The following is a 24854-nucleotide window of genomic DNA, read 5'->3' as shown; positions in this document are numbered from 1 at the left end:
CACGCGCACCGCGCCTCCCGCGCCTGCCTTCCCTCCCCCGGTTGCCGTCCCTCCCCCGGCTGCCGCGGCGGCCCGAGCCGCGCCGCAGGCCGCACCAGCGGCACCAGCGGCCCCAGGGGTGGCCCCACCTCGCCTCACACCCTCACCGCCCACGCCGCGTCCGCCGTCCCCGTGCGAGTCGACCGCCCGGCCGCGCCCGCCCCGGCGCGTGCCGCGCCGTCCCGCCCGCCGCGGTCCGCCCACGGCGCGCGCGTCCTCGATCATCGTGCCGTCGACGAGCGACGCGCGGGCGCGGTCACCGCGTCCCGCCCGGGCCTGCCGGCCGACGCCTGTGACCAGCGGTTTTCCCCTCGCCGTGTCCGGCGCCGCAGCCGTGTCCGCGAGGCCGCCGGGGCCGTGCGGCCCCGCCCCGCCGTCCCCGGATTGGAGTAGTCCGGCGCGAGATCGTCGCTCTCCCGGGTGATCGTGGGTGGACCACCCTTCTGGGTGCACCACCCTCTGACCGGGGGGCTCCCGGCCCTCCGGAAGGCGAAAGCAGGCACGGATCATGGCGACTTTGTGCAGGCCCTCGGTGTCCGTCCCAGAGCACGTGATCACCATGGAGGAAACGCTGGAGCTCGCTCGCTCCCGGCACGCGGACCACCCGCAACTCGCGCTGGCCCTCCGGCTGATCGAGAACACCGGCGTGCGAACCCGGCACATCGTGCAGCCCATCGAGGAGACCCTGAAGCACCCGGGCTTCGAGGAGCGCAACAAGCTCTACGAGCACGAGGCCAAGGCCCGGGTCCCCGCAGTCATCCAGCGGGCGCTCGACGACGCGGAACTCCTCACCACCGACATCGACGTGATCATCTACGTCTCGTGCACGGGCTTCATGATGCCCTCGCTCACGGCGTGGCTGATCAACGAGATGGCCTTCGACTCGACCACCCGTCAGATACCCATAGCCCAGCTGGGCTGTGCGGCGGGCGGCGCGGCGATCAACCGTGCGCACGACTTCTGCACGGCCTACCCGGAGGCCAACGCGCTCATCGTGGCCTGCGAGTTCTGCTCGCTGTGCTACCAGCCCACCGACCTCGGCGTCGGCTCGCTCCTGTCCAACGGCCTGTTCGGCGACGGCATCGCGGCCGCCGTGGTCCGCGGCACCGGCGGCACCGGCGTCCGCCTGGAGCGCAACGGCTCGTACCTGATCCCCAAGACCGAGGACTGGATCGCGTACGCAGTCCGGGAGACCGGCTTCCACTTCCTGCTGGACAAGCGGGTGCCCGCCACCATGGAGCCGCTCGCCCCGGCGCTCCAGGACCTGGCGGGACTGCACGGCTGGGACGCCTCCGACCTCGACTTCTACGTCATCCACGCGGGCGGTCCGCGCATCCTCGACGACCTCAGCAAGTTCCTGGAGGTCGACCCGCACGCGTTCCGGTTCAGCCGCTCCACGCTCACCGAGTACGGCAACATCGCGAGCGCCGTCGTCCTGGACGCGCTGCGCCGGCTGTGCGACGAGGGCGGCGTGGAGGACGGCGCGCGCGGGCTGCTCGCCGGGTTCGGGCCCGGCATCACCGCGGAGATGTCCCTGGGCAAGTGGCAGACCGGGGAGGGGGCATGACGGAGGAGACGCTCACCGAACCCGGCGGGGCCCTCGCGGACCCGTGCCCGGTGCGGCACTGGCCGGCGCTCGACCTGATCGGCGTCGACTTCGACCCGGTGCTGGCCGACCTGATGGAGGAGGGGCCGGTCGCGCGCATCGAGCTGCCCAACGGCGAGGGCTGGGCGTGGCTGGTGACGCGCATGGACGACGTGCGGCTGGTCGCCAACGACGCCCGGTTCAGCCGGGAGGCCGTGATGGACCGGCAGGTCACGCGGCTGGCCCCGCACTTCATCCCGTCCCGCGGCGCGGTCGGCTTCCTGGACCCGCCCGACCACAACCGGCTGCGCCGTTCGGTCGCCCCCGCGTTCACGGCGCGGGGGGTGGAGCGGGTGCGGGAGAGCGCGCGGCGGATGCTGGACGGTCTGGTCGACGAGCTCCTCGCGGCCGGCCCGCCCGCCGATCTCACCAGCGCGGTGCTGAGCCCCTTCCCGATCGCGGTGATCTGCGAACTGATGGGCGTCCCGGCGGCCGACCGGCACGGCATGCACACCTGGACCCAGCTGATCCTGTCCTCCACGCACGGCGCCGACGTCAGCGAGCAGGCCAAGGAGGAGATGGGCGCGTACTTCACGGAGCTGATCGACGCGCGCGTGGACAGCGGTGACGAGGACGTCGCCTCCCTGCTGGGCGCCGCCGTGGGGCGTCGGGAGATCACCGTGGACGAGGCCGTGGGACTCGCGGTGCTCCTGCAGATCGGCGGCGAGGCGGTCACCAACAACAGCGGGCAGATGTTCTACCTGCTGCTGACCCGTCCCGAGCTGGCGGACCGGCTGCGCGCCGACGCGTCGATCCGCCCGCAGGCCATCGACGAGCTGCTGCGCTACATCCCGCACCGCAACGCCGTCGGACTGTCGCGGATCGCCCTGGAGGACGTGGAGATCAAGGGGGTGCGGATCCGGGCGGGGGACGCGATCTACGTGTCCTACCTGGCCGCCAACCGGGACCCGGAGGTCTTCTCCGACCCGGAGAGCATCGACTTCTCGCGCAGCCCCAACCCGCACGTGGCGTTCGGTTTCGGCCCGCACTACTGCCCCGGCGGCCAGTTGGCCAGGATGGAGTCCGAACTGCTGGTGGACGCCCTCCTCGACCGGCTGCCGGGGCTGCGGCTCGCGGTGGCGCCGGACCAGGTGCCGTTCAGGAAGGGCGCGTTGATCCGCGGGCCCGAGGCCCTGCCCGTGGTGTGGTGAGCGCCGATGACGACGATCGAGCCGCCGCTCCCCGCGATCGAGGAAGCCGGACTCACGGCCGTCGTGGACCCCGGACTCACCGCGGGCGACGGCCTGCTCGTGCCGCCGGGCCACGGCCGGGTGGTCGAGACGGCCGCCCAGCGCGTGACGTTCAAGGTGACCGGCTCGCACTCGCGGACGGCCTCCACCTTCGAGGTGGAGGTGCCGCCCGGCTTCGACGTGGGCGCCCATGTGCACACGCGCAGCGAGGAGTTGTTCTACGTGCTCGAGGGCGAACTGGACGTCCTCGCGTTCGAGCCGCGGGTCCGGACGCCCGACCGCTGGCAGAGGTGGGAGTCCCGGTCCGGCAACCGGGTGGTGCGGGCCACCCCGGGCACGGTCATCGTGGTGCCCCCGGGCTGCCCGCACGCGTTCGCCAACCCCACGGACAGCCCGGCGAAGATGTTCTTCCAGGCGTCCCCGCCCCCGGACCACGAGCGGTACTTCGAGGAGTTGCTGGAGATCCTCGGGAACGGGGGGCCGCCGGACCACGCGGCGATCGAGGCGCTGAGACGGCGCTACGACATCGAGCAGCTGACGCCGCTCAGGCACCGCTGAGCACCGGTACCGAGTGCCCCGCCCGCGCATGACGGGCGGGGCACGGGTGCTGCGGGCGGTTCAGCGTTCGGCGAACCTGGCCACCTTGGCGGTCAGGGGCTTGTTCTCCGCGTCCTCGAGCTGCTGCTGCGCGGTCGTCGCCACGAATTCCCCCCGGCTGCCGGTGACGTCTGCGGGCTCAAGGCAGCCCGGCGGCCGCAGGCGGACCGAAGGGCGTGGCGGCGGCCCCCGGCAGCGTCCACTAGCGGATCGGCAGGCCCGAGATCGTCCGGGAGATGACCAGCCGCTGGATCTCGCTGGTGCCCTCGAAGATCGTATAAATCGCTGCGTCGCGGTGCATCCGCTCCACCGGGTACTCCCGGGTGTAGCCGTTGCCGCCCAGGATCTGGACCGCCTGGGCGGTGACCTTCTTCGCGGTCTCGCTCGCGAACAGCTTGGACATCGAGCCCTCGGCGGCGGTGAACGGCTTGCCGTTGATCGCCATCCAGGACGCGCGCCACACCAGCAGGCGTGCCGCGTCGATGGACGTGGCCATGTCGGCGAGCTGGAAGGCCACGCCCTGGTTGTCGATGATCGGCCGGCCGAACTGCTCGCGGGTCTTCGCGTAGTCGAGGGCGACCTCGTAGGCGGCGCGGGCGGTGCCGACCGCCATGGCGCCGACGGCGGGGCGCGATGCTTCGAAGGTGGCCATCGCCGCGTTCTTCACCCGCTCGCCCGCCTTGGCGCGCTCGCGGGCGCGGGCGAGGCGCTCGTCCAGCTTCTCCTTGCCGCCGAGCAGGCAGGACCCGGGGACGCGCACGTCGTCGAGGACGACCTCGGCCGTGTGCGAGGCGCGGATGCCGTGCTTCTTGAACTTCTGGCCCTGGGAGCAGCCCGGGGTGCCCGGCGGGATGATGAAGGAGGCGTGTCCCTTGGAACCCAGCTCCGGATCGACGGAGGCGACGACCACGTGGACGTTGGCGATGCCGCCGTTCGTTGCCCAGGTCTTGGTGCCGTTGATGACCCACTCGTCCTTGGCCTCGTCGTAGACCGCGCGGGTGCGCATCGAGGCCACGTCGGAGCCGGCGTCGGGCTCGGAGGAGCAGAAGGCGGCGACCTTGACGTCGGTGGCGTCGCCGTACATCTGGGGGATCCAGGTGCCGATCTGCTCCTCGGTGCCGTTGGCGAGGACGCCGACGGCGGCCAGGCCGGTGCCGACGATGGAGAGGGCTATGCCCGCGTCGCCCCAGAACAGCTCCTCCATGGCCATGGGGATGCCGAGGCCGGTGGCGTCGAAGTACTGCTGGGCGTAGAAGTCGAGGGAGTAGATGCCGACCTTCGCGGCCTCCTGGATGACCGGCCAGGGAGTCTCCTCACGCTCGTCCCATTCGGCGGCCGCGGGGCGGATCACGTCGGCCGCGAAGCCGTGCAGCCAGTCCCGGACCTCCTTCTGTTCGTCGTTGAGCTCCATGGTGAACTCGGCCATGTCCCCTCCAGCGGCGCACATATGGTGTTACTTGCGGTAACCGTACTGTGTTACCCGCCGGTAGGAGAAGTCAAGTCCCGCTGTTCCCCCGACGTTCCCTCGGCAGCCCGTTCGAGGTACGGGGCCCGGTCAGTGTTAGTTTGCGCAAGCGTCACCGAATCAGCACGGGTGGGGAGAGATCATGGACACCACGCAGCGGACCGATCAGCAGCGGTCCGCCGACCGCAGACGGCGCGAGCTGCTGGAGGCCGCCGACCGGGTGGTGCTGCGCGACGGCCCGCACGCCTCGATGAACGCCATCGCAGCCGAGGCCGGCATCACCAAACCGATCCTCTACCGCCACTTCGGCGACAAGGGCGGCCTGTACGCCGCCCTCGCCAAGCGGCACACCGACGCCCTGCTCGACTCGCTGCGGGCCGCGCTCGACGCGCCCGCCGAGCGGCGCCGGCGGGTCGAGGCCACGCTGGACACCTACCTCGCGGCCATAGAGGCCCGGCCGCAGGTGTACCGGTTCCTGATGCACCCGGCGGAGGGCGGCCAGGGCGGCGAGGCGGGGTTCGACGTCGGCAAGCACTCCGCGCCGCTGCTGCGCCGCATGGGCGAAGAGCTGGCCCAGGTGATCGAGGAGCGCCTCGACCTCGGGCCGGGCGGCCAGCAACTGGCCCGGGTCTGGGGCCACGGCATCGTCGGCATGATGCACGCGGCCGGCGACTGGTGGCTGGGCGAGCGCCCGTGCTCCCGCGCGGAACTGGTGCGCAGCCTGGCCGACCTCCTGTGGGGCCGCCTCGCGGCGGCCGGCGACAAGGCGGGCGGCCCGGGCTTCTAGGGCGTTTCGAAAGTCCCGCCCGCCCCGGCTCGCCCCCGCCGCCCCCAAGGCGCCCTGGCCGCCTGCCGGAACACCTTGCGCCGACGCCACCCCGTGAGGTGATCCACGTACAGGCGGCCGTCCAGGTGGTCGCACTCGTGCTGCAGGCACCGGGCGAAGAAACCCGTCCCCTCGACGGTGACCGGCCGCCCCGTCACTGTGAGACCCGCCACGACCGCGCGGTCGTGCCGCTCGGTGCCCGCCTCCAGTCCCGGCAGTGACAGACACCCCTCCGGGCCGCGCAATACCACACCGTCGGCCGTCACCAGCCGTGGGTTCACGACATGCCCCAGATGCCGTACGTCCTCGTCGTCCGGGCAGTCGTAGACGAACACCCGCAGCGCCTCGCCCACCTGGTTGGCGGCCAGTCCCACCCCCCGGGAGGCGTACATCGTGGCGAACAAGTCCTCCACGAGCGCGGCCAGTTCGGGGCCGAAGTCGGTGACCTCCCGGCAGGGCGTCCGCAGCGCCTCGTCGCCGAGCAGGGTGAGGGGCCGTACGCGCCCGCGGGCGCCCGGGATCGAGCCGTGTCGCATGGCGGCAAGGGTACGGTCCTCCTGCACGCGCGAACGGCGCGCGGGCGCCGCGTGGGTGCCGGGATTCGGGAGCACGATCGGATCTCGATAGGCTGAGGTCCACACCACGTTGCCGGATGGCTCAGGCGCGGCGCGTACGCAAGGAGGATCGAGAACTGATGGCAGGCAACTCGGACCCGCTCACGCCGCGGGCCAAGCTGGCCGTGACCGCGGGCAAGGCGGTCGCGGCGGCATCGCGCGCCGCGGGGCGCGGCAGCGGTTCGGTGATCGGCGGCCGGGTGGCGCTCAAACTCGACCCCGACCTGCTGGCCCGGCTGGCCCAGAACCTGGACGTCGTCCTGGTGTCGGCGACCAACGGCAAGACGACCACCACTCGGCTCATCGCCGAGGCGCTGCGCGCCGCGGGACCGGTGGTCTCCAACGCGCTCGGCGCCAACATGCCCGCGGGCATCACCTCGGCGCTGGCGGGCGGCTCGGACTCGAAGTTCGCGGTGATCGAGGTCGACGAGAAGTACCTCGCGGGCGTGGCCAGGGACACCGACCCCAAGTGCATCGCGCTGCTCAACCTCTCCCGCGACCAGCTGGACCGGGCCGCCGAGACCCGGATGCTCGCGGAGAACTGGCGCGAGGGGCTCGCCGGGTCCAAGGCCGTGGTCGTCGCCAACTGCGACGACCCGCTGGTGGTGTGGGCCGCGTCGTCCTCGCCCAACGTGATCTGGGTGGCCGCCGGCCAGATGTGGAAGGACGACGCCTGGTCGTGCCCGTCCTGCGGCGGTGTGATGCAGCGTCCGGGCGACGACTGGTTCTGCGCCGAGTGCGGTTTCCGCCGGCCCACGCCCAGCTGGGCCCTGTCCGGCGACCACGTCCTCGACCCGCACGGTTCGGCCTGGCCGATCCACCTCCAGCTGCCGGGCCGCGCCAACAAGGCCAACGCCGCCTCGTCCGCGGCCGTCGCCGCCGTCTTCGGTGTGCCGCCGCAGGTCGCCCTGGAGCGGATGTACCAGGTGCAGGCGGTCGCCGGACGCTACGACGTCGTGCAGTTCCAGGGCCGTGACCTGCGCCTGCTGCTGGCGAAGAACCCGGCCGGCTGGCTGGAGACCTTCTCCCTGATCGACCCGCCGCCCACCCCGGTCATCCTCTCGGTGAACGCGCGCGGCGCCGACGGCACCGACACGTCCTGGCTGTGGGACGTCGACTACACCCGGCTGACGGGCCACCCGCTGCTGGTGATCGGCGACCGCAAGCTGGACCTCGCGGTGCGCCTGGAGGTGGCCAACCAGCACTTCCAGGTCTGCGAGAACCTCGACCAGGCCGTGCAGCAGGCCCCGCCCGGCCGGATCGAGGTCATCGCCAACTACACCGCGTTCCAGGACCTGCGCCGCCGCGTCGGCAACTGATCACGGAGGACGACCACTTCATGAGCGACAACCAACTGCGGCTGGTGTGGATCTACCCGGACCTGCTGAGCACCTACGGCGACCAGGGCAACGCGCTCGTCGTGGAGCGCCGGGCCCGGCAGCGCGGCCTGGACGTGGCCCGCCTGGACGTGCGCAGCGACCAGCCGATCCCGACCTCGGGCGACATCTACCTGATCGGCGGCGGCGAGGACCGCCCGCAGCGCCTCGCGGCGGAGCGGCTGCGCCGGGACGGCCACCTGTACCAGGCGGTGCAGAACGGCGCGATCGTCTTCTCGGTCTGTGCCGGCTACCAGATCCTCGGCCACGAGTTCGTCAACGACCTCGGCCAGCGCGAGCCGGGCCTCGGCCTGCTCGACGTGGTGTCGGTGCGAGGCGAGGGCGAGCGGTGCGTCGGCGACGTCCTCGGCGACGTCGACCCGCGTCTCGGGCTGCCGCCGCTGACCGGTTTCGAGAACCACCAGGGCGTCACCCACATCGGCCCGGCCGCCCGCCCGCTCGCCCAGGTCCGCGTGGGCCGGGGCAACGGCACGGGCGACGGCACGGAGGGCGCGTACAACGACACCGTCTTCGGCACCTACATGCACGGGCCGGTCCTCGCCCGCAACCCGCAGATCGCGGACCTGCTGCTGAAGCTGGCGCTCGACGTGAACGCGCTGCCGCCCATCGACGACCGCTGGTACGAGGCCCTGCGCACCGAGCGGATCGCGGCGGCCGAGCAGCCCGCCTGAGCGCACCCACGGTCGTGCGCGGCCGTCCGGACGCGGCCGGGGACGCCCCGGCCGCGTCCGGCTGTCATCGGCCGTACGCCCTCCGCGCTCCAGCCCGTCGCAAGCTCCCCGCAAGGCGGGTCCGCCAGGCTCGTCACCGGGCCCGCCTGACGACGCATCCGCTCACTTGTGCACCCGCGTCCACCAGCCGGACGGCCCGTACGGCACCACCCCCTGTCGCCGGTAGGGTGGCCGGGATCGAGCCGGACAGCGCGGTCCGGTCCCGGCCCACGTGGAGAAGGTTGTTCGGGCTATGCGCATTGGTGTCCTCACGTCCGGCGGCGACTGCCCCGGCCTGAACGCCGTCATCCGGTCCGTCGTGCACCGCGCCGTCGCCGACCACGGCGACGAGGTCATCGGCTTCCGGGACGGCTGGAAGGGCCTCCTGGAGTGCGACTACCTCAAGCTCGACCTCGACGCCGTGGGCGGCATCCTGGCCCGTGGCGGCACCATCCTCGGCTCCTCCCGGGTCCGGCCCGAGCACCTGCGGGACGGGGTGGAGCGGGCCCGGGGCCACGTCGAGGAGCTGGGGCTCGACGCCATCATCCCGATCGGCGGCGAGGGCACCCTGAAGGCGGCCCGGCTGCTGTCCGACAACGGCCTGCCCATCGTCGGTGTGCCCAAGACCATCGACAACGACATCGCGGTCACCGACGTCACCTTCGGTTTCGACACCGCCGTGACCGTCGCCACCGAGGCCCTGGACCGGCTGAAGACCACCGCCGAGTCCCACCAGCGGGTGCTGATCGTGGAGGTCATGGGCCGCCACACCGGCTGGATCGCACTGCAGTCCGGGATGGCGGCCGGCGCCCACGCCGTGGTCGTCCCCGAACGGCCCTTCGACATCGAGGAGCTGACGAAGAAGGTCGGCGAGCGGTTCGAGGCGGGCAAGCGGTTCGCGATCGTGGTCGCCGCCGAGGGCGCCAAGCCGCTGCCCGCCACGATGGACTTCGACGAGGGCGGCAAGGACATCTACGGCCACGAGCGGTTCGCCGGCATCGCCCGGCAGCTCTCGGTGGAGCTGGAGCAGCGCCTGGGCAAGGAGGCCCGGCCGGTCATCCTCGGACACGTCCAGCGCGGCGGCACCCCGACGGCGTACGACCGGGTGCTGGCCACGCGGTTCGGCTGGCACGCAGTGGAGGCCGTGCACCGCGGCGAGTTCGGCCGGATGACGGCGCTGCGCGGCACGGACATCGTGATGGTGTCGCTGGCCGAGGCCGTGGAGACGCTGAAGACGGTGCCCGCCGACCGGTACGCCGAGGCGGAGTGCGTGCTGTAGAACACGTCCGGCCCGAGCCGCCCCCGGTCGCGAGCGCGACCGGGGGCGGCTCTAGTCTGGGTGCGGACAGACAGCTGGGGACAGACGGCCACGGACACCCACAGCTGTGGTCGGACAGCGCACACCCCCACGAATCAGGAGCCGGCGGATGGATCACAGCGGGCACGGCATGACCATGGATCTGCCGCCGTTCACGCTGGGACGCGGCCTCGAATGGTCCGCGGACCCGTTCTTCCTCGCCGCCTGCCTGCTCGGTCTCGGCCTCTACGGCTGGGGTGTGGTGCGGCTGCGGCGGCGCGGTGACTCCTGGCCGGTGGGCCGCACGATCGCGTACGTCGTCGGGGTGCTGACCGTGGCGCTCGTGATGTGCACCAAGCTGAACGACTACGGCATGGTCATGTTCAGCGTGCACATGGTCCAGCACATGGTCATCAGCATGCTCTCGCCCATCCTGATCCTGCTGGGCGCGCCGATCACGCTGGCGCTGCGGGCACTGCCGGTGGCGGCGGTCCGGGGCCGCAAGGGGCCGCGCGAGCTGCTGCTGGCCCTCCTGCACAGCCGCTACGTCCGGGTGATCACGCATCCCGCGTTCACCATCCCGCTGTTCGTCGCCAGCCTGTACGCGCTGTACTTCACGCCGATCTTCGACTTCCTGATGGGGTCCAGGGCGGGGCACATCGCGATGATGGTGCACTTCCTCGCCGTGGGAGTGGCCTTCTTCTGGCCGATCATGGGCATCGACCCGGGACCGCACCGGCCGGGCTACCTGATGCGGATGCTGGAGCTGTTCGCCGGGATGCCGTTCCACGCCTTCTTCGGCATCGCGCTGATGATGGGGTCGACCCCCATGGTGGACACCTTCCGCAACCCGCCCGCCTCGCTCGGCATCGACGCCCTCTCCGACCAGACCGCGGCGGGCGGCATCGCCTGGGCGTTCAGCGAGGTGCCTTCGGTGCTGGTGCTCCTCGCGCTGCTGTTCCAGTGGTACCGCTCCGAGCAGCGGCAGGCCAAGCGCAAGGACCGGGCCGCCGAGCGCGACGGCGACAAGGAGCTGGCCGCCTACAACGCCTATCTGGCCTCGCTCGACGCACGCAGCAACTGACCGCTCCCCCGTCGCGTCCGGCCTTTGCGCGCACCACCGCCTCCCTGACGGCGGAACCGGGGCACCATGGAGGCAGGACGGACCTGGAGGAGGGTGCCGATGCCCGGCTCGACGGACGGTTCCACGAGAGCGATGGGGGTGCTCACCGTCGGCGCCCTGGTCGCGGTGACGGCGTACACGGTGGCGCTCGGCGGCAACGGCTGGCTGTGGTTCGGCTGGGTCGTGCTGGGCCTGGCCACTCTGGGCATGATCGCCTCCCACGGCACCTGAGCCCGTCCCCCGCCCCGCCGCTCACTCCCCGGTCAGGCTCCCTAGCCGCCCCGAGTGCACGCCCGGCCGGTACTTGGGCAGCCGGACGATGACCTTCATGCCCGCGCCCGGCGCGGTCTCGACGACCAGGCCGTGGTCGTCGCCGTAGACCTGGCGCAGCCGGTCGTCGACGTTGGACAGTCCGATGCCGCCGGAGGGGCTGTCCTCCCCGGCGAGGATGCGGCGCAGCAGGCCGGGGTCCATGCCGGCGCCGTCGTCCTCGATGACGACCACGGCCCCGGCGCCCGCGTCCTGCGCGGTGATGCGGATGCGGCAGGTGCCGGCCTTGCCCTCCAGGCCGTGCTTGACGGCGTTCTCCACGAGCGGCTGCAGGCACAGGAAGGGCAGGGCGACCGGCAGCACCTCGGGTGCGATCTGCAGGGTGACGGCGAGGCGGTCGCCGAAGCGGGCCCGTACCAGCGCGAGGTAGTGCTCGATGGCGTGGAGTTCGTCGGCGAGCGTGGTGAAGTCGCCGTGCCGGCGGAACGAGTAGCGGGTGAAGTCGGCGAACTCCAGCAGCAGCTCGCGGGCGCGCTCGGGGTCGGTGCGGACGAACGAGGCGATCACCGCGAGCGAGTTGAAGACGAAGTGCGGGGAGATCTGGGCGCGCAGGGCCTTGATCTCGGCCTCGACGATCCGGGTGCGGGAGCGGTCGAGGTCGGCCAGTTCGAGCTGGACGGACACGAAGCGGGCGACCTCGGCCGCGGCGCGCACCAGGACTGCGGACTCGCGCGGCGCGCAGGCGACGAGGGCGCCGTGCACCCGGTCGTCGACGGTGAGCGGGGCGACGACCGCCCAGCGCACCGGGCAGTTCTGTGTCCGGCAGGCGAGCGGGAACGCCTCGCCGCGGCCGGTGTCCAGGGCGCCGGTGAGGCGGTCCATGATCTCGTCGCGGTGATGGGCGCCGGTTCCGTCCCAGGTCAGCACCCGCGTGTCGTCGGTGAGGCAGAGCGCGTCGGTGCCGAGCAGTGAGCGCAGCCGGCGGGCCGCCTTGCGGGCGGTCTCCTCGGTGAGGCCGGCCCGCAGCGGGGGTGCCGCGAGGGAGGCGGTGTGCAGGGTCTGGAAGGTGGCGTGCTCGACGGGTGTGCCGAGCCCGCCGAGGTGCCGCGGGCGGGCGGTGCGCCGGCCCAGCCAGAACCCGGCGGCCAGCAGCGGCAGGACGGCGACGCACAGCCCGGCGAGGAAGCCGCTCATGTCTTCGCCTCCGCGTCCGGTTGCTCGGGCAGGTGGAAGCGGGCCAGCACGGCCGCCGTACCGGCCGGTATCCGGCCCGGGGTGGCCAGGGACACCAGCACCATGGTGAGGAAGCCCAGCGGCACCGACCACAGGGCGGGCCAGGCCAGCAGCGCGTGCAGCGGGCCGGTGTCCGGGAAGCCGGCCATGGTGGCGGCGACGGCGACGAGCGCGGCCCCGCCGCCGGCCACCATCCCGGCCGCCGCACCGGGCGGGGTGAGCCGCCGCCACCAGATGCCGAGGACGAGCAGCGGGCAGAAGGAGGAGGCCGACACGGCGAAGGCGAGGCCGACGGCGTCGGCCACGGGCAGCCCGCCGGCCAGGACGCTCGCGGCCAGCGGCACGGCCATCGCGAGCACCGTGCCGAGCCGGAAGTGCCGTACGCCGCGGGCGGGCAGCGGGCCCCGTGAGGGCAGCACGTCCTGGGTGAGCACCCCGGCCACGGCCATGGTCAGTCCGGAGGCGGTGGACAGGAACGCGGCGAAGGCACCGCCCGCGACCAGCGCGCCGAGCAGGTCGCCGCCGAGGCCGCCGATCATGCGGTCGGGCAGCAGCAGCACGGCGGCGTCCGCGTTGCCGGTGACTGCCAGCTCGGGGGCGTAGAGGCGGCCCAGGGCGCCGTAGAGCGGGGGCAGCAGGTAGAAGGCGCCGATCAGGCCGAGCACGGCCACCGTGGTGCGGCGGGCGGCGACGCCGTGCGGGCTGGTGTAGAAGCGGACGACGACGTGCGGCAGGCCCATGGTGCCGAGGAAGGTGGCGAGGATGAGTCCGTACGTGGCGTACAGCGGGCGTTCCTCGCGGCTCGCGGCGAGCGTGGTGGACAGGGCGCCGGTGCCGGCCCGGTCGGCGGCGGGCACCCGGGCCCCCCGGGCGAAGGTGAGGCGGGTGCTGTGGGCGACGTGGTGGGTTCCGGCGGGCAGGGTCACGCTCTCGCCATGGTGGGGGCGGTCGTCGACGGTGCCGTGGACGGTGACGGTGAGCGGTCGTTCCAGCCGCAGGTCGAGGGTGGCGTCGACGCGGACTGTGCGCCGCTCGCGGAAGGCGGCGGGTTCGTCGAAGGCGTGGCGGGGTGCGCCGTCGCCCTGCCAGGCGAGGAGCAGGAAGAGCGCGGGGACGAGCAGGGCGGTCAGTTTCAGCCAGTACTGGAAGGCCTGGACGAAGGTGATGCTGCGCATGCCGCCCGCGGCGACGGTGACCACCACGACGGCGGCCACGACGAGCGCGCCGAGGGCGTCGGGCGCCGCGGTGAGGACGGCGAGCGTCAGTCCCGCGCCCTGGAGCTGGGGCAGCAGGTACAGCCAGCCGACGCCGACGACGAAGGCGCCCGCCAGTCGCCGCACGCCCTGGGAGGCGAGCCGGGCCTCGGCGAAGTCGGGCAGCGTGTAGGCGCCGGAGCGGCGCAGCGGGGCGGCGACGAACAGGAGCAGGACGAGGTAGCCGGCGGTGTAGCCGACCGGGTACCACAGCATGTCGGGGCCCTGGACGAGGACGAGCCCGGCGATGCCGAGGAAGGAGGCGGCGGAGAGGTACTCGCCGCTGATGGCGGCGGCGTTCAGGCGGGGGCCGACGGTGCGGGAGGCGACGTAGAAGTCGGAGGTGGTCCGGGACATGCGCAGGCCGAAGGCGCCGACGAGGACGGTGGCCACGACGACGAGGGCGACGGCGGGGACGGTGTAGGCGGAGTTCACGGGGGTGCGGCCTCAGCGGTCCTCGATCAGGCGGACGAAGTCGCGTTCGTTGCGTTCGGCGCGGCGCACGTACCAGCGGGCGAGCAGGACGAGGGGGGCGTAGAGGCAGAAGCCGAGGACCGCCCAGCGCAGGCGGCGGGCGTCGGGGGCCGCGGCGAACACCAGGGGCAGCGGGCCGACGAGCAGGACGAGCACGCCGAGGACGGTGAGCGCGGTGCGCAGTTGGGTGCGCATGAGGGAGCGGACGTAGGTGTGGCCGAGGGTGGTCTGTTCGTCGATCTCGGTGCGCGGGCGGTAGTGGCCGGTGGCGCGGCGGGTGCGGCGGGGCGGGCCGGTGACGGTGACGCGGCGTTCGGCGGGGTCCTGCGGCATGGTGGGCGTCCCCCTAGCGCGCGGTGCGGCGCATCAGCAGGTCCCGCAGTTCGCGGGCGTGGCGGCGGCTGACCTGGAGTTCCTCGGTGCCGATGAGGACACTCACCGAGCCCGCGTCCACGCGGAGTTCGCCGATGTGGCGCAGGGCGACGAGGTGGCGGCGGTGGATGCGGACGAAGCCGCGCGAGCGCCAGCGCTCCTCCAGCGCGGACAGCGGGATGCGGACGAGGTGGCTGCCCCTGGCGGTGTGCAGCCGGGCGTAGTCGCCCCGCGCCTCGACGTGGGTGATGTCGTCGACGGCGACGAAGCGGGTCACGCCGCCGAGCTCCACGGGTAACTGGTCGGGGTCGGGCTCGCCGACGGGGACCCGTACGGCGGTGCGGCGCAGCTCGTCGGCGCGGCGGACGGCCTCGGCGAGGCGTTCGGCGCGGACGGGTTTGAGGACGTAGTCGACGGCCTTGAGGTCGAAGGCCTGCACGGCGAAGTCCTCGTGGGCGGTGACGAACACGATCAGCGGCGGCTCGGCGAACCCGGTGAGCAGCCGGGCCAGGTCGAGGCCGTCGAGGCCGGGCATCTGGATGTCGAGGAAGACGACGTCGATCGCGTCGGGGCCGTCGGGTCCGCACTGCAGGGCCCGGTTGATGCGGCGCAGGGCCTCGGTCGCGTCCCCGGCGCCCTCGACGCCCTCGATCCTGGGGTCGGCGCCGAGCAGGTACAGCAGTTCCTCCAGGGAGGGGCGTTCGTCGTCGACGGCGAGGGCGCGCAGCATGAACGTGGAGTGTAGGGGCGAACGGCGTGCCTGGACATGTGGCGGGCGCGGACGTTCGTGCCGGACGGCGTCGGTGGTGGGCGGCGTGGGTGTTCGCGCTGGATACAGTGCGGACATGAACAGCAGGCCGACGCCGTTCGACGAACTGGACCGCAAGATCCTCACCGCGCTGATGGCGAACGCCCGTACGAGTTTCGCGGAGATCGGGGCGTCCGTCGGGCTGTCCGCGACGGCCGTCAAACGCCGGGTGGACCGGTTGCGCGACACGGGGGTGATCACCGGGTTCACGGCGACGGTGAAGCCCTCGGCGCTGGGCTGGCGCACGGAGGCGTACGTCGAGGTGTACTGCGAGGGCGCGGCGCCGCCCCGGCGGCTGGCGGAGGTGGTGCGCAACCATCCGGAGATCACGGCGGCGATGACGGTGACCGGCGGCGCGGACGCGCTGCTGCACGTGCGGGCGCGGGACGTGGAGCACTTCGAGGAGGTACTGGAGCGGATCCGGGTCGAGCCGTTCATCCGCAAGACGATCAGCGTGCTGGTGCTCTCCCACCTGCTGCCGGACAGCCCGGAGGCGGGGGCCAGCCAGCCCGCCCCGGAGGACGCAGCAGACGTGCGCTGAGAGCCGGTAAGACGCAGCATCACTGCTTCAACACGCAGGTTTCGTTCCTTGTCGGTCGTATCCGTCCCTTTCTACCGTGGTGTCAACCCTGAGTCGACGCCCCCAGGAAGCGGAGGAACCCCTCTGTGCCCGAAACCCGTGTGCCGCGCCGGCGGCGCTTCCTCGTCTGCGAACCCAGACACTTCGCCGTGCAGTACGCGATCAACCCCTGGATGCATCCGGACCGTCCCGTGGACACCGGACTCGCCCGGGCCCAGTGGCAGGCGCTGACCGACGCCTACCGCGCCCACGGCCACACCGTCGAGACGGTGCCGCCCGTCCCCGGCCTCCCGGACATGGTCTTCGCCGCCAACGCGGCGGTCGTCGTCGGCGGCCGTGTCTTCGGCTCCCTCTTCAAGGCGCCCGAACGGCGTCCGGAGTCCCTTCCCTACGACACCTGGTTCAAGTCGGCCGGTTTCGTCGTCCACCGGCCCGAGTCGGTGTGCGAGGGCGAGGGGGACTTCGTGCCGGCCGGCCGCTGGCTGCTCGCCGGCACCGGCTTCCGCACCACCCGTGAGGCCCATCGCGAGGCCCAGGAGTTCCTGGGCGTGCCGGTGATCGGCCTGACCCTGGTGGACCCGTACTTCTACCATCTCGACACGGCGCTGTTCGTCCTCGACGACGACAACATCGCCTACTACCCGCCGGCGTTCTCGCCCGGCAGCCGGGAGGTACTGGCCCGGCTGTACCCGGACGCGGTGATCGCCACGCAGGAGGACGCGGCGGCCTTCGGGCTCAACTCCGTCTCCGACGGACTGCACGTGTTCCTCTCGCCCGGCGCGACCGCGCTCGCCGACCGGCTCGCGCACCTCGGTTACCTGCCCGTCCCCCTCGACCTGTCGGAGTTCCACAAGGCCGGCGGCGGGATCAAGTGCTGCACCCAGGAGATCCGCTCATGACCGCACCCGTACGCACCCGCACCTCCGACGAGCTGATCCGGGCGGAGGAGCCGGTGCTCGCGCACAACTACCACCCGCTGCCCGTGGTCGTCGCCCGGGCCGAGGGCGCCTGGGTGGAGGACGTCGAAGGGCGCCGCTACCTCGACATGCTGGCGGGTTACTCGGCCCTGAACTTCGGCCACCGCCACCCGGCCCTGATCGGGGCGGCCCGCGACCAGCTCGACCGGCTGACCCTCACCTCCCGGGCCTTCCACAACGACCGGCTCGCCGAGTTCGCCGAGCGGCTGGCGGAGCTGACCGGGCAGGACATGGTGCTGCCCATGAACACCGGCGCCGAGGCGGTGGAGAGCGGCATCAAGGTGGCCCGCAAGTGGGCCTACGACGTCAAGGGCGTCCCCGCCGACCGGGCGACGATCGTGGTCGCCGCGGACAACTTCCACGGCCGGACGACGACCGTCGTCGGCTTCTCCACGGACGAGACGGCACGCGCGGGCTTCGGGCCGTTCACACCGGGCTTCCGGATCGTCCCCTACAACGACCTGGCGGCGATGGAGGCGGCGGTCGACGAGACCACGGCCGCCGTGCTGATCGAGCCCATCCAGGGCGAGGCGGGGGTGATCGTGCCCGACGACGGCTACCTCGCCGGGGTGCGCGAGCTGACCCGCCGGGCGGGCTGCCTCTTCGTCGCCGACGAGATCCAGTCGGGCCTGGGCCGCACCGGACGCACGCTCGCCGTGGAGCACGAGGGCGTGGTGCCGGACGTCGTACTGCTCGGCAAGGCGCTGGGCGGCGGCATCGTCCCGGTGTCGGCGGTGGTGGGCAGCCGGGAGGTGCTCGGTGTGCTGCGGCCCGGCGAGCACGGGTCGACGTTCGGCGGCAATCCGCTGGCCGCGGCGGTCGGCACGGCGGTGGTCGAACTGCTGGAGACGGGCGAGTTCCAGCGCCGGGCCGCCGCGCTGGGCGTGGTCCTGCGCGACGGGCTGACCGACCTGGTCGGCAAGGGCGTGGTGGGCTTCCGCTCCCGCGGTCTGTGGGCGGGCGTCGACGTGGACCCGGCCATCGGCACCGGCCGGGAGATCAGCGAGCGGCTGATGCGGGAGGGGATCCTGGTCAAGGACACCCACGGGTCCACGGTCCGGCTGGCGCCGCCGCTGACCGTCACCGAGGACGAACTGCGCTCCGCGCTGGACTCCCTGGCGAAGGTGCTGGCCTCCTGACGGCGCAGGCACCGGCCTCCTGACTGGCCTCCTGACGGCGAAGGTGCCGGACTCCTGGCGGCCGTCCTGGCCTGCTCGCGCCGTTGCCTCCTCCCCCCCTTGCCTCCCTTGTCTCCTCCCTGGCCCGGGGCGGGCGCGGCCGGGGCGGGCGCGGCCGGGGGCGCCCCGCTCGGGGCGCCCCCAGGGGCCGTCGCGGCCCTACTCGTTGGGCCGTGCCGCGCTGATGTCCCCGAGCGCGGAGCCCGGGTCCCGCTCGATGGCCAGGTCACCGATGGACACGATCCCCACCGGGTGCCCGTGGTCGACCACCGGGACGCGGCGCACGGAGTGCTCCCGCATCAGCTCCACCGCGTGGTCGAGTTCCTCGTCGGGACCCACGGTGAAGAGGTCGCCGCTGCACGCGGAGGCGACGGTCCGCTGCTCCTGGTCGCCGCCGTCCGCCAGCGAGCGCACCACGAGGTCGCGGTCGCTGACCAGGCCGCGCAGCTCCTCGCCCTCGGTGACCAGGACGATCCCGATGTCCTCGTCGCGCATCTTCTGGGCCACCGCCGTGACCGAGGTCTGCGGCTCCACCGTCACCAGTCGGCTGGTCATGATGTCGCGTACGTGCTGGGCCATGACGCCTCCCTTCGTCGGATCCTGCGATGCCGTTCACCGCACTGCTCCGGCCGGGTACCCGACCGGGGCGGCACCGCACCTGCCGCACACGTCTTGCGAGGGCACTGCACCGGGCCTCGCGCGGGGGCCCCTGCGGGCATGTGCGGTCGTTGGCCCGCCGAGGATGCGGGTACCCGAGCGGTGACGGCACTTTCTGAGGAGATGACTCCCATGCTGCTCATCGGCCTGCTCCTCCTCGCGGCCACAGGCGCCTTCACCGGTCTTGCGATCGCCGGCAACCTCGCGGGCGGACCCCACTACACGGTGTCCATACTGGGCAACAACATCGTCACGATGAACACCCTCGCGATCTTCAGCGCCGGACTCGCGCTCGCCCTGCTCTTCTGCCTCGGTCTGTCCCTGCTGGCCGGCGCCGCCACGCACCACCGGCACAACCAGCGCGTCGCGCGGTACGGCGGGACCGACACCGGGCCGGTGAGCGGGACGACGCGTCCGGACGACCGCCGCTATCCGTGACCGGCGTCCGGGTCAGTGGTGGGCGTGCACCACCGCGTGGCCCTTGCCCCGGCCGATCATCCACCGGTTGACGGGAGTGGTCAGCAGGAAGGCGAGGACGAGGGAGAGGACCAGCGAGACCCAGAACAGGGCGTCGGCCAGGCCGGCGTCCATGGCGCCGGGCACGCCCACCATCACGGTGTTGTCGATCAGCTCCATGACCAGGATGGAGACGGTGTCGGCGGCCAGCGCGACCTTGACCGCCTGCCGCAGCGGAACGCCCGCGCGCAGGACGCCTCGCATGGTCAGCGCGTACCCGAAGACGAAGGCGAGCGCGACGGAGACGACGACCGTGGCGGCGTTGTGCAGCCCGGCCGCCGTGCCGATGACCATGCCCAGCACCTCGCCGATGGCGCAGCCGGTCAGGCAGTGCAGAGTGGCCTGCGCGGCCATGCGCCAGGAGGTGGGACCGGCCTGTCCGCCCGCGGAGTGGTGGTGTGCGTGGTGGTGTACGTGCTCGTGGGCCGAGTGGTGTTCCATCGTCGCTCCCCTGTCGATGCGGCTGCGCAAGTCAGGAACGTAATACCCCCCTGGGGTATTCCTGCTCGGTGTGACCGTCTCCTTTTCCACATGGGTGGATCGGTTTTTCCGCGCGGGTGACTCGGTCTCTCCGATGGCTGACTCGGTTTTTCCGCGTGGAGGGCACGGTCTTTGCGATGGGTGGCTCCGGGACGGCCGCCGGTGCGGCCGGCCGTCCCGGAGGAGGGCTGGCCTACCGGCCGCCGAGCGCCTTCCTCATCTCGCCGATCTCGGCGGACTGCGAGGTGATGACCGACTTCGCCAGTGCGGTGGCCGCGCTGTCGGCGCCCTTGTCCCGCTCCGTACGCGCCATGGCGACGGCGCCCTCGTGATGGCCGACCATCATCCGCAGGAACGCCCGGTCGAAGGCCTTCCCGGAGAGCTTGCCCAACTCGTCCATGTCGGTGTCCGACATCATGCCGGGCATCGGGGAAGCGGAGTGGCCGGAGCCCGAGTGGTCCATGCCTGGCATGCCGTCCATGCCCGTGGCGCCGGTGTCCGGGACGGTCGCGCCCCAGGACCTCAGCCAGCCTGCCATCGTCGCGATCTCCGGGTCCTGGGCCTTCCTGATCCTGGCGGCGAGATCCCTGACCTGCTGCGACCCGGCGCGTGACGGCGCGAGGGCGGCCATGGCCACCGCCTGCCGGTGGTGCGGGATCATCTCCTGCGCGAACGTCACGTCCTGCGCGTTGTGGGCGCCGGCCCGGCCCGTCGAGGGAGCCGCGGAGGGGTGGGCGGCCGAGGGGTGGGCGGTGGACCCGCCGCCGTGGCCGGAGCCGGCGGACGGGGAGGTGTCGCTGCCGCCGCAGGCGGTCAGCACCAGGGCGGCGGTCACCGCCGCGGCCAGCCCGGCGCCACGCCGGACAGCGGGACGGCCGTGAGGGATGGGGCGGACGGCGGCGGGGCGAAGACGGGTACGGCGAACTGCCATCGGAAATACAGCTCCTCGGAACGCCCGCGCGCGGGCGCGCGGGAACGGCGGATCGTGTGCGGGACCGGAGCACGCCAGCCCTCAGCGGGATGCCGTGCGGGTGCCTCTAGATCCGCAGGAGCTGCAATTCGGACAGGTCGGGCGGGGCCCGGCCGTCGACGGCACGGGCGGCCGGACCGGCGCGGAGCGCCGCCGGCGGTACGGCGGCGGGAGCCGGCGCGGACAGCGGGGCGGGCGGCGTGTACCCCGTGGAGGTGCCGGCCGCCGCGCAGGTCCCGTCCGCGTGCTGCGCGGCCGTACCGCCCGGGCCCGGGTCGGACAGGTGCCGGCAGGCGTCCCCGGCGCGGTGCACGGGCACGGACCGCACCGGCCCCACGGACGGCATGGACCGCACGGACAGGGAGTGAGCGGGCGCGGACGCCGACCGCGCGGGCACTGCCGTCGCGCCCTGATCGCCCCTCGCGCCCCGGTGGCCCATCGCGCTCTGGGAAGTCATCGCGCTCTGGGGAGTCATCGCCCCGTGGTGTCCCGGTGCGGACATCCCACCGGGCGCCAGTCCGTGCATGGCCAGCACCCCGGCCAGCACGGCCAGGACGAGCAGCATCCGCCGGGCACGGCGCTGCGGGGAGCGGGTGCGGGCGCCGGATGTCATGGGCCCATCGTACGGAGGGGCCGGCCGCCCGAGGAGGCGCCCCCCGTCCCGCGGGGGGCCGAGGCGCCCCAGGCGCTCAGTCCTCCTGGTGCCGCCGGCGCCGCAGCAGGTGCCGGACGATCAGCGCGACGACGAGGACACCGACCGCCACCAGCACGTACACCTCGTACCTTTTGACGGTGTCGTACACGGCGTTGATGTGCGTGCCCGCGAAGTAGGAGAGGGAGACCCACAGCCCCACCCACAGGGCCGCGCCGAGGGCGTTGAACGCGAGGAAGCGCAGCCAGTGCATCCCCGTGGTGCCCGCGATGATGCCGTTGGCCTGGCGCAGCCCCTCGATGAAGCGGGCCACCGTGACGATCTTGCCGCCGTGCCGGGTGAAGAACCGCTCGGCCGCCTCGAACCTCTTCGGCGTCAGGAAGATGTACCTGCCCCAGCGGTGGACGAAGGCACGTCCTCCGAAATGGCCGATCAGGTAGCCGATGTTGTCACCGATGACGGCGGCGGCGAACGCGATCAGGGCCACCGCCACGACGTTCAGCTCGCCCGCTCCGGCGTAGACGCCGGCCGCGATCAGGATCGTCTCGCCGGGTGCGGGGATGCCGAAGTCCTCCACGAGGACGACGCCACCGACGGCCAGGTAGCCGTAATGGCTGAGCAGCGGTGCCAGGTGCTCCAGCGGACCGGGAAGCGGAGGAGCCATGCCCTCCACGGTACGACGCCGGGCAGGCGGCACCCGGCAGGCACCGCGCCGCAGGAGCCGCCGTGCGCCCTCCGGTGAGCGGACAGGCGTCCGCCAGGGGCCCGCCCGGCATGCCGAGCAGTGCCGCGATCCGCTCCTCACCCGACTGCCCGCGAACTCCACGGCGATCGGTCCGTCCGTGTGGGGCACCCGGCTGACCGTGCGTCAGTAAAGTCGGAGGGCCGGGATGCGTCCCGCCGGACGCGGTCATGGACGGCCGCGGACGCGCGCGGGCCTGTGAGTGAGGGGCGAGCCGTGTTCTACCACCTGCTCAAGTACGTCCTGCTGGGTCCCCTGCTGAGGCTGTTCTTCCGGCCGCGCATCGAGGGGCTGGAGCACGTGCCGGAGACGGGTCCGGCCATCGTGGCGGGCAACCACCTGTCCTTCTCGGACCATTTCCTGATGCCCGCGATCCTCAAGCGGCGCATCACCTTCCTGGCGAAGGCCGAGTACTTCACCGGCCCCGGCCTCAAGGGCCGGCTCACCGCCGCGTTCTTCCGCAGCGCCGGGCAGATCCCGGTCGACCGGTCCGGCAAGGAGGCCGGCCGCGCCGCCGTCCGTGAGGGCCTCGGGGTGCTCGGCAGGGGCGAACTCCTCGGTATCTATCCGGAAGGCACCCGGTCGCACGACGGCCGCCTCTACAAGGGCAAGGTCGGTGTCGCGGTGCTGGCGCTCAAGGCCGGGGTGCCGGTGATCCCCTGCGCGATGATCGGCACGTTCGAGGCGCAGCCCCCGGGCCGGGTCGTCCCGAGGATCCACCCCGTGGTCATCCGTTTCGGCCGCCCCCTGGACTTCTCCCGCTACGCCGGGATGGAGGACGAGAAGGCGATCCTGCGCGCCGTCACCGACGAGATCATGTACGCCGTCCTGTCCCTGTCCGGGCAGGAGTACGTCGATCAGTACGCGGCCGTGGCCAAGGCCGAGCAGGCCGCCGTCGCCGAGAGCGGCAGGGAACGCAGGTTCCCGCGGCCCCGCTGACCCGCTCACCGGCGGCCGGGGGCCAGGCCGGCGGTGTGGCGGACGTACCGAAGGGACGGCCGGGAGATCCGGCCGCCCCTTCGCGCGCGGTGCCCGGTGTTACGGCTTCGGCGTCGCGTGCGGACCGCAGGTCACGTCCGCCCGGTCCACCTCGCCGGTGAGCAGGTAGGCGTCCACCCGCGCGTTGATGCACGGGTTGACCAGACCGGTCACGCCGTGGGAGCCCGCGTCCTTCTCGGTGATCAGCCGGGAGCCCTTGAAGCGCTTGTGCAGCTCGACGGCGCCCGGGTACGGGGTGGCGGCGTCGCGTGTGGACTGCACGATCAGGACCGGCGGCAGACCCTTGCCGGTCTTGACGTCCAGCGGGGTCCGCTGCTTGACCGGCCAGGTGGCGCACGGCAGGTTCATCCATGCGTTGGACCAGGTCAGGAACGGGTACTGGGCGTTGAGCCGGGTGTTGTCCCGGTCCCACTTGTGCCAGCTGGTGGGCCACTTGGCGTCGGCGCACTCGACGGCGGTGTAGACCGCGTTGCTGTTCTCCGTGGCGATGTTGCCCGCGATGTCGCTCATGTCGGGGGCGGCGGCGTTGATCAGCGGCTGGGCGTCACCGGCGAAGTACTTGCTGAACGCCGTCGCCACCGGCACCCAGGAGGAGTCGTAGTACGGGGCGGTCTGGAAGAAGCCGAGCAGCTCGGCCGGGCCGACCACTCCGCCGATCGGGTGCTGCTTCGCGGTGGCGCGCAGCTGGAGCCACTTGGCCTGGACGGCGGCGCGGTTGGTGCCCAGGTGGAAGCTGGCGTCGTTCTTGGCGACCCAGTCCTGCCAGTCCTTCCAGCGGCCCTCGAAGGCGATGTCCTGGTTGAGGTTGGCCTCGTACCAGATGTTCTCCTGGGCCGGGTTGACGACGCTGTCGACGAGCATCCGGCGCACGTGGCCCGGGAACAACGTGCCGTAGACGGCCCCGAGGTAGGTGCCGTAGGAGACACCCAGGTAGTTGATCTTCTTCTCGCCGAGCGCGGCGCGGATGACGTCCAGGTCGCGGGCGGTGTTCGGCGTCGTCATCTGCTCGAGCATCGCGCGGCCGGTGCGGTCGTAGCAGCCGTCGGCGTACTCGCGGGCCAGCTTGCGCTGGGCGCGCTTGTCGGCCTCGGAGTCGGGCACCGGGTCCGCCTTGGGCGCCTTCACGTACTCCTGCGGGTCCGCGCAGGAGATGGGCGTGGAGTGGCCGACACCGCGCGGGTCGAAGCCGACGAAGTCGTAGGCCTTGGCCACATTGGCCCAGACGGGGTTCTTGGCGGTGACCCGGGCCGGGAACCGCAGGCCGGAGCCACCCGGTCCGCCCGGGTTGTAGACGAGGGCGCCCTGGCGCTCACCCTTGGTGCCGGTGTTGCCGATGCGGTCGACGGCGAGCTTGATCTGCTTGCCGTACGGGTGCGCGTAGTCGAGCGGCACCGAGACGTAGCCGCACTGGATGGGCTTGGCCAGCCCCCAGTCGGCGGGGCAGTCCTGCCAGTCGATGCCGGTCCTGGCGGCGCGGTCCGCGGCGATCGCCGCGCCGCGGGCCTCACGATCCTGGCCGTGGCGGCTGTCCGCGCTGGCCGCGGGGGCCGCCACGGCGCCGGCTATCAGGGTCGCCGTCACCAGCGCGCCGGCCGAACCGAGCGCGACAGCCCGGTTCTTCGGTCTCATGACCCTCAAGTGGGACCTCCCCGTACATCGTTGCGAATCGAGTACGGCGGATCCTTCCGGCTGTGAGGTGTCTGAGAACAGGGGTTGTTGACCTTCTTTGCCAATCCGATAACCGGCGTACGGTGTTCCGCTCAGCGGAGCCGGTTCGGCGCGCGCCCTGC

At 72.6% G+C, this 24854-nt stretch carries 25 protein-coding genes and 1 pseudogene; 14 read left to right on the top strand and 12 right to left on the bottom strand.

The features are described 5' to 3' along the window. Positions 1-538: 538 nt before the first annotated feature. From AB0G56_RS18375 to AB0G56_RS18365, 3 genes and pseudogenes are all read left to right on the top strand, one after another. Positions 539-1606, top strand: a pseudogene (locus AB0G56_RS18375) (type III polyketide synthase); the annotation flags it as partial. After that, positions 1603-2835, top strand: a complete 1233-nt coding sequence (locus tag AB0G56_RS18370; protein ID WP_360970298.1) for a cytochrome P450 — start codon at positions 1603-1605, stop codon at positions 2833-2835. The pseudogene AB0G56_RS18375 and the gene AB0G56_RS18370, both read left to right, overlap by 4 nt. 6 nt (positions 2836-2841) lie before the next feature. Then, positions 2842-3432, top strand: coding sequence for a cupin domain-containing protein (locus AB0G56_RS18365; RefSeq protein WP_360970296.1), 591 nt, complete (start codon positions 2842-2844; stop codon positions 3430-3432). Between the two features lie 241 nt (positions 3433-3673). Here the strand turns inward: AB0G56_RS18365 and AB0G56_RS18360 are convergent, their stop codons facing one another. Further along, entirely contained in the window at positions 3674-4897 is a 1224-nt protein-coding gene (locus AB0G56_RS18360; protein ID WP_360970294.1) for an acyl-CoA dehydrogenase family protein, read from the bottom strand. Positions 4898-5078: 181 nt separating this feature from the next. Here AB0G56_RS18360 and AB0G56_RS18355 point away from each other — a divergent pair, with 181 nt between their 5' ends. Further along, positions 5079-5723, top strand: a complete 645-nt coding sequence (locus AB0G56_RS18355) for a TetR family transcriptional regulator (RefSeq protein ID WP_360970292.1) — start codon at positions 5079-5081, stop codon at positions 5721-5723. Here the strand turns inward: AB0G56_RS18355 and def are convergent. Further along, positions 5720-6298 carry a peptide deformylase gene (gene def, locus AB0G56_RS18350; protein WP_360970291.1) on the bottom strand — a complete coding sequence of 193 codons (579 nt, stop codon included), beginning with the start codon at positions 6296-6298 and terminating at the stop codon, positions 5720-5722. The two genes, AB0G56_RS18355 and def, sit on opposite strands and share 4 nt — an antisense overlap. A gap of 158 nt (positions 6299-6456) precedes the next feature. Between def and AB0G56_RS18345 the strand changes: the two genes are divergently transcribed. The 5 genes from AB0G56_RS18345 to AB0G56_RS18325 all read left to right on the top strand — a co-directional run bounded on the left by AB0G56_RS18345 (position 6457) and on the right by AB0G56_RS18325 (position 11134). Next, positions 6457-7695 (top strand): MurT ligase domain-containing protein, encoded by a 1239-nt coding sequence (locus AB0G56_RS18345; RefSeq protein ID WP_360970289.1) that lies wholly within the window; start codon positions 6457-6459, stop codon positions 7693-7695. A gap of 20 nt (positions 7696-7715) precedes the next feature. After that, positions 7716-8444 carry a glutamine amidotransferase gene (locus AB0G56_RS18340; protein ID WP_360970287.1) on the top strand — a complete coding sequence of 243 codons (729 nt, stop codon included), beginning with the start codon at positions 7716-7718 and terminating at the stop codon, positions 8442-8444. 292 nt (positions 8445-8736) lie between these two features. After that, positions 8737-9762, top strand: coding sequence for a 6-phosphofructokinase (locus tag AB0G56_RS18335; protein WP_360970286.1), 1026 nt, complete (start codon positions 8737-8739; stop codon positions 9760-9762). 148 nt (positions 9763-9910) lie between these two features. Beyond that, complete coding sequence (locus tag AB0G56_RS18330) at positions 9911-10864, top strand: cytochrome c oxidase assembly protein (protein WP_360970284.1); 954 nt, start codon at positions 9911-9913, stop codon at positions 10862-10864. A 99-nt stretch (positions 10865-10963) separates the two neighbouring features. After that, positions 10964-11134 (top strand): hypothetical protein, encoded by a 171-nt coding sequence (locus tag AB0G56_RS18325; protein WP_360970282.1) that lies wholly within the window; start codon positions 10964-10966, stop codon positions 11132-11134. Positions 11135-11155: 21 nt separating this feature from the next. Here the strand turns inward: AB0G56_RS18325 and AB0G56_RS18320 are convergent, their stop codons facing one another. From AB0G56_RS18320 to AB0G56_RS18305, 4 genes are read right to left on the bottom strand one after another with little or no spacing between them, the layout of a single operon-like run. Next, positions 11156-12367, bottom strand: a complete 1212-nt coding sequence (locus tag AB0G56_RS18320) for a histidine kinase (RefSeq protein ID WP_360970280.1) — start codon at positions 12365-12367, stop codon at positions 11156-11158. Beyond that, a complete protein-coding gene (locus tag AB0G56_RS18315) occupies positions 12364-14094 on the bottom strand; it encodes a cation acetate symporter (RefSeq protein WP_360970278.1) in 1731 nt (576 codons plus the stop codon). Before AB0G56_RS18315 ends, AB0G56_RS18320 begins: the two co-directional genes overlap by 4 nt. Before the next feature lie 12 nt (positions 14095-14106). Continuing rightward, on the bottom strand, positions 14107-14466 hold the full coding sequence (locus AB0G56_RS18310) for a hypothetical protein (protein ID WP_360970276.1): 360 nt from the start codon (positions 14464-14466) through the stop codon (positions 14107-14109). A gap of 13 nt (positions 14467-14479) precedes the next feature. Further along, positions 14480-15235 carry a LytTR family DNA-binding domain-containing protein gene (locus AB0G56_RS18305; protein WP_360970274.1) on the bottom strand — a complete coding sequence of 252 codons (756 nt, stop codon included), beginning with the start codon at positions 15233-15235 and terminating at the stop codon, positions 14480-14482. A gap of 115 nt (positions 15236-15350) precedes the next feature. On the opposite strand from AB0G56_RS18305, the gene AB0G56_RS18300 reads away from it, so the two are divergent. The 3 genes from AB0G56_RS18300 (at position 15351) to rocD (ending at position 18009) form a co-directional block, all read left to right on the top strand. After that, entirely contained in the window at positions 15351-15854 is a 504-nt protein-coding gene (locus AB0G56_RS18300; protein ID WP_360970272.1) for an Lrp/AsnC family transcriptional regulator, read from the top strand. A 125-nt stretch (positions 15855-15979) separates the two neighbouring features. Continuing rightward, on the top strand, positions 15980-16792 hold the full coding sequence (gene ddaH / locus AB0G56_RS18295; protein WP_360970270.1) for a dimethylargininase: 813 nt from the start codon (positions 15980-15982) through the stop codon (positions 16790-16792). Then, complete coding sequence (gene rocD, locus AB0G56_RS18290; RefSeq protein ID WP_360970268.1) at positions 16789-18009, top strand: ornithine--oxo-acid transaminase; 1221 nt, start codon at positions 16789-16791, stop codon at positions 18007-18009. Before ddaH ends, rocD begins: the two co-directional genes overlap by 4 nt. Before the next feature lie 198 nt (positions 18010-18207). Here rocD and AB0G56_RS18285 read toward each other — a convergent pair whose 3' ends face one another. Further along, on the bottom strand, positions 18208-18627 hold the full coding sequence (locus AB0G56_RS18285) for a CBS domain-containing protein (protein WP_360970266.1): 420 nt from the start codon (positions 18625-18627) through the stop codon (positions 18208-18210). Between the two features lie 210 nt (positions 18628-18837). On the opposite strand from AB0G56_RS18285, the gene AB0G56_RS18280 reads away from it, so the two are divergent. Further along, positions 18838-19143: a hypothetical protein gene (locus AB0G56_RS18280; RefSeq protein WP_360970264.1), complete on the top strand. Its 306-nt coding sequence runs from the start codon at positions 18838-18840 to the stop codon at positions 19141-19143. Between the two features lie 12 nt (positions 19144-19155). On the opposite strand, the gene AB0G56_RS18275 is transcribed toward AB0G56_RS18280, so the two are convergent. From AB0G56_RS18275 to AB0G56_RS18260, 4 genes are all read right to left on the bottom strand, one after another. Then, complete coding sequence (locus AB0G56_RS18275; RefSeq protein WP_360970532.1) at positions 19156-19575, bottom strand: DUF4396 domain-containing protein; 420 nt, start codon at positions 19573-19575, stop codon at positions 19156-19158. 319 nt (positions 19576-19894) lie between these two features. Further along, positions 19895-20632: a DUF305 domain-containing protein gene (locus AB0G56_RS18270; protein WP_360970262.1), complete on the bottom strand. Its 738-nt coding sequence runs from the start codon at positions 20630-20632 to the stop codon at positions 19895-19897. A 106-nt stretch (positions 20633-20738) separates the two neighbouring features. Continuing rightward, on the bottom strand, positions 20739-21284 hold the full coding sequence (locus AB0G56_RS18265; RefSeq protein WP_360970261.1) for a DUF6153 family protein: 546 nt from the start codon (positions 21282-21284) through the stop codon (positions 20739-20741). Positions 21285-21360: 76 nt separating this feature from the next. Further along, positions 21361-21987 (bottom strand): DedA family protein, encoded by a 627-nt coding sequence (locus AB0G56_RS18260; protein ID WP_360970259.1) that lies wholly within the window; start codon positions 21985-21987, stop codon positions 21361-21363. A gap of 294 nt (positions 21988-22281) precedes the next feature. Between AB0G56_RS18260 and AB0G56_RS18255 the strand changes: the two genes are divergently transcribed. After that, positions 22282-23004: a lysophospholipid acyltransferase family protein gene (locus AB0G56_RS18255; RefSeq protein ID WP_360970257.1), complete on the top strand. Its 723-nt coding sequence runs from the start codon at positions 22282-22284 to the stop codon at positions 23002-23004. A 99-nt stretch (positions 23005-23103) separates the two neighbouring features. Here the strand turns inward: AB0G56_RS18255 and AB0G56_RS18250 are convergent, their stop codons facing one another. Beyond that, positions 23104-24693: an alpha/beta hydrolase gene (locus AB0G56_RS18250; RefSeq protein WP_360970255.1), complete on the bottom strand. Its 1590-nt coding sequence runs from the start codon at positions 24691-24693 to the stop codon at positions 23104-23106. Positions 24694-24854 lie beyond the last annotated feature (161 nt).

The organism is Streptomyces sp. NPDC021356 (assembly GCF_040641015.1).
GTDB lineage: Bacteria > Actinomycetota > Actinomycetes > Streptomycetales > Streptomycetaceae > Streptomyces.
The sequence above is the reverse complement of the archived record's forward strand: the minus strand, read 5'-3'. Positions and strand labels throughout refer to the sequence as shown.

What these genes read in the sequence shown, in the direction of transcription:
- AB0G56_RS18280 (WP_360970264.1), top strand. Translation starts at nt 18,838, where the DNA reads ATGCTGCTCATCGGCCTGCTCCTCCTCGCGGCCACAGGCGCCTTCACC.
- AB0G56_RS18355 (WP_360970292.1), top strand. Translation starts at nt 5,079, where the DNA reads ATGGACACCACGCAGCGGACCGATCAGCAGCGGTCCGCCGACCGCAGA.
- AB0G56_RS18275 (WP_360970532.1), bottom strand. Translation starts at nt 19,575, where the DNA reads ATGGCCGCGCAGGCCACTCTGCACTGCCTGACCGGCTGCGCCATCGGC.
- AB0G56_RS18270 (WP_360970262.1), bottom strand. Translation starts at nt 20,632, where the DNA reads ATGGCAGTTCGCCGTACCCGTCTTCGCCCCGCCGCCGTCCGCCCCATC.
- rocD (WP_360970268.1), top strand. Translation starts at nt 16,789, where the DNA reads ATGACCGCACCCGTACGCACCCGCACCTCCGACGAGCTGATCCGGGCG.
- AB0G56_RS18305 (WP_360970274.1), bottom strand. Translation starts at nt 15,235, where the DNA reads ATGCTGCGCGCCCTCGCCGTCGACGACGAACGCCCCTCCCTGGAGGAA.
- AB0G56_RS18335 (WP_360970286.1), top strand. Translation starts at nt 8,737, where the DNA reads ATGCGCATTGGTGTCCTCACGTCCGGCGGCGACTGCCCCGGCCTGAAC.
- AB0G56_RS18325 (WP_360970282.1), top strand. Translation starts at nt 10,964, where the DNA reads ATGCCCGGCTCGACGGACGGTTCCACGAGAGCGATGGGGGTGCTCACC.
- AB0G56_RS18345 (WP_360970289.1), top strand. Translation starts at nt 6,457, where the DNA reads ATGGCAGGCAACTCGGACCCGCTCACGCCGCGGGCCAAGCTGGCCGTG.
- AB0G56_RS18340 (WP_360970287.1), top strand. Translation starts at nt 7,716, where the DNA reads ATGAGCGACAACCAACTGCGGCTGGTGTGGATCTACCCGGACCTGCTG.
- def (WP_360970291.1), bottom strand. Translation starts at nt 6,298, where the DNA reads ATGCGACACGGCTCGATCCCGGGCGCCCGCGGGCGCGTACGGCCCCTC.
- AB0G56_RS18365 (WP_360970296.1), top strand. Translation starts at nt 2,842, where the DNA reads ATGACGACGATCGAGCCGCCGCTCCCCGCGATCGAGGAAGCCGGACTC.
- AB0G56_RS18300 (WP_360970272.1), top strand. Translation starts at nt 15,351, where the DNA reads ATGAACAGCAGGCCGACGCCGTTCGACGAACTGGACCGCAAGATCCTC.
- AB0G56_RS18250 (WP_360970255.1), bottom strand. Translation starts at nt 24,693, where the DNA reads ATGAGACCGAAGAACCGGGCTGTCGCGCTCGGTTCGGCCGGCGCGCTG.
- AB0G56_RS18330 (WP_360970284.1), top strand. Translation starts at nt 9,911, where the DNA reads ATGGATCACAGCGGGCACGGCATGACCATGGATCTGCCGCCGTTCACG.
- AB0G56_RS18360 (WP_360970294.1), bottom strand. Translation starts at nt 4,897, where the DNA reads ATGGCCGAGTTCACCATGGAGCTCAACGACGAACAGAAGGAGGTCCGG.
- AB0G56_RS18265 (WP_360970261.1), bottom strand. Translation starts at nt 21,284, where the DNA reads ATGACATCCGGCGCCCGCACCCGCTCCCCGCAGCGCCGTGCCCGGCGG.
- AB0G56_RS18370 (WP_360970298.1), top strand. Translation starts at nt 1,603, where the DNA reads ATGACGGAGGAGACGCTCACCGAACCCGGCGGGGCCCTCGCGGACCCG.
- AB0G56_RS18260 (WP_360970259.1), bottom strand. Translation starts at nt 21,987, where the DNA reads ATGGCTCCTCCGCTTCCCGGTCCGCTGGAGCACCTGGCACCGCTGCTC.
- AB0G56_RS18285 (WP_360970266.1), bottom strand. Translation starts at nt 18,627, where the DNA reads ATGGCCCAGCACGTACGCGACATCATGACCAGCCGACTGGTGACGGTG.
- AB0G56_RS18320 (WP_360970280.1), bottom strand. Translation starts at nt 12,367, where the DNA reads ATGAGCGGCTTCCTCGCCGGGCTGTGCGTCGCCGTCCTGCCGCTGCTG.
- AB0G56_RS18310 (WP_360970276.1), bottom strand. Translation starts at nt 14,466, where the DNA reads ATGCCGCAGGACCCCGCCGAACGCCGCGTCACCGTCACCGGCCCGCCC.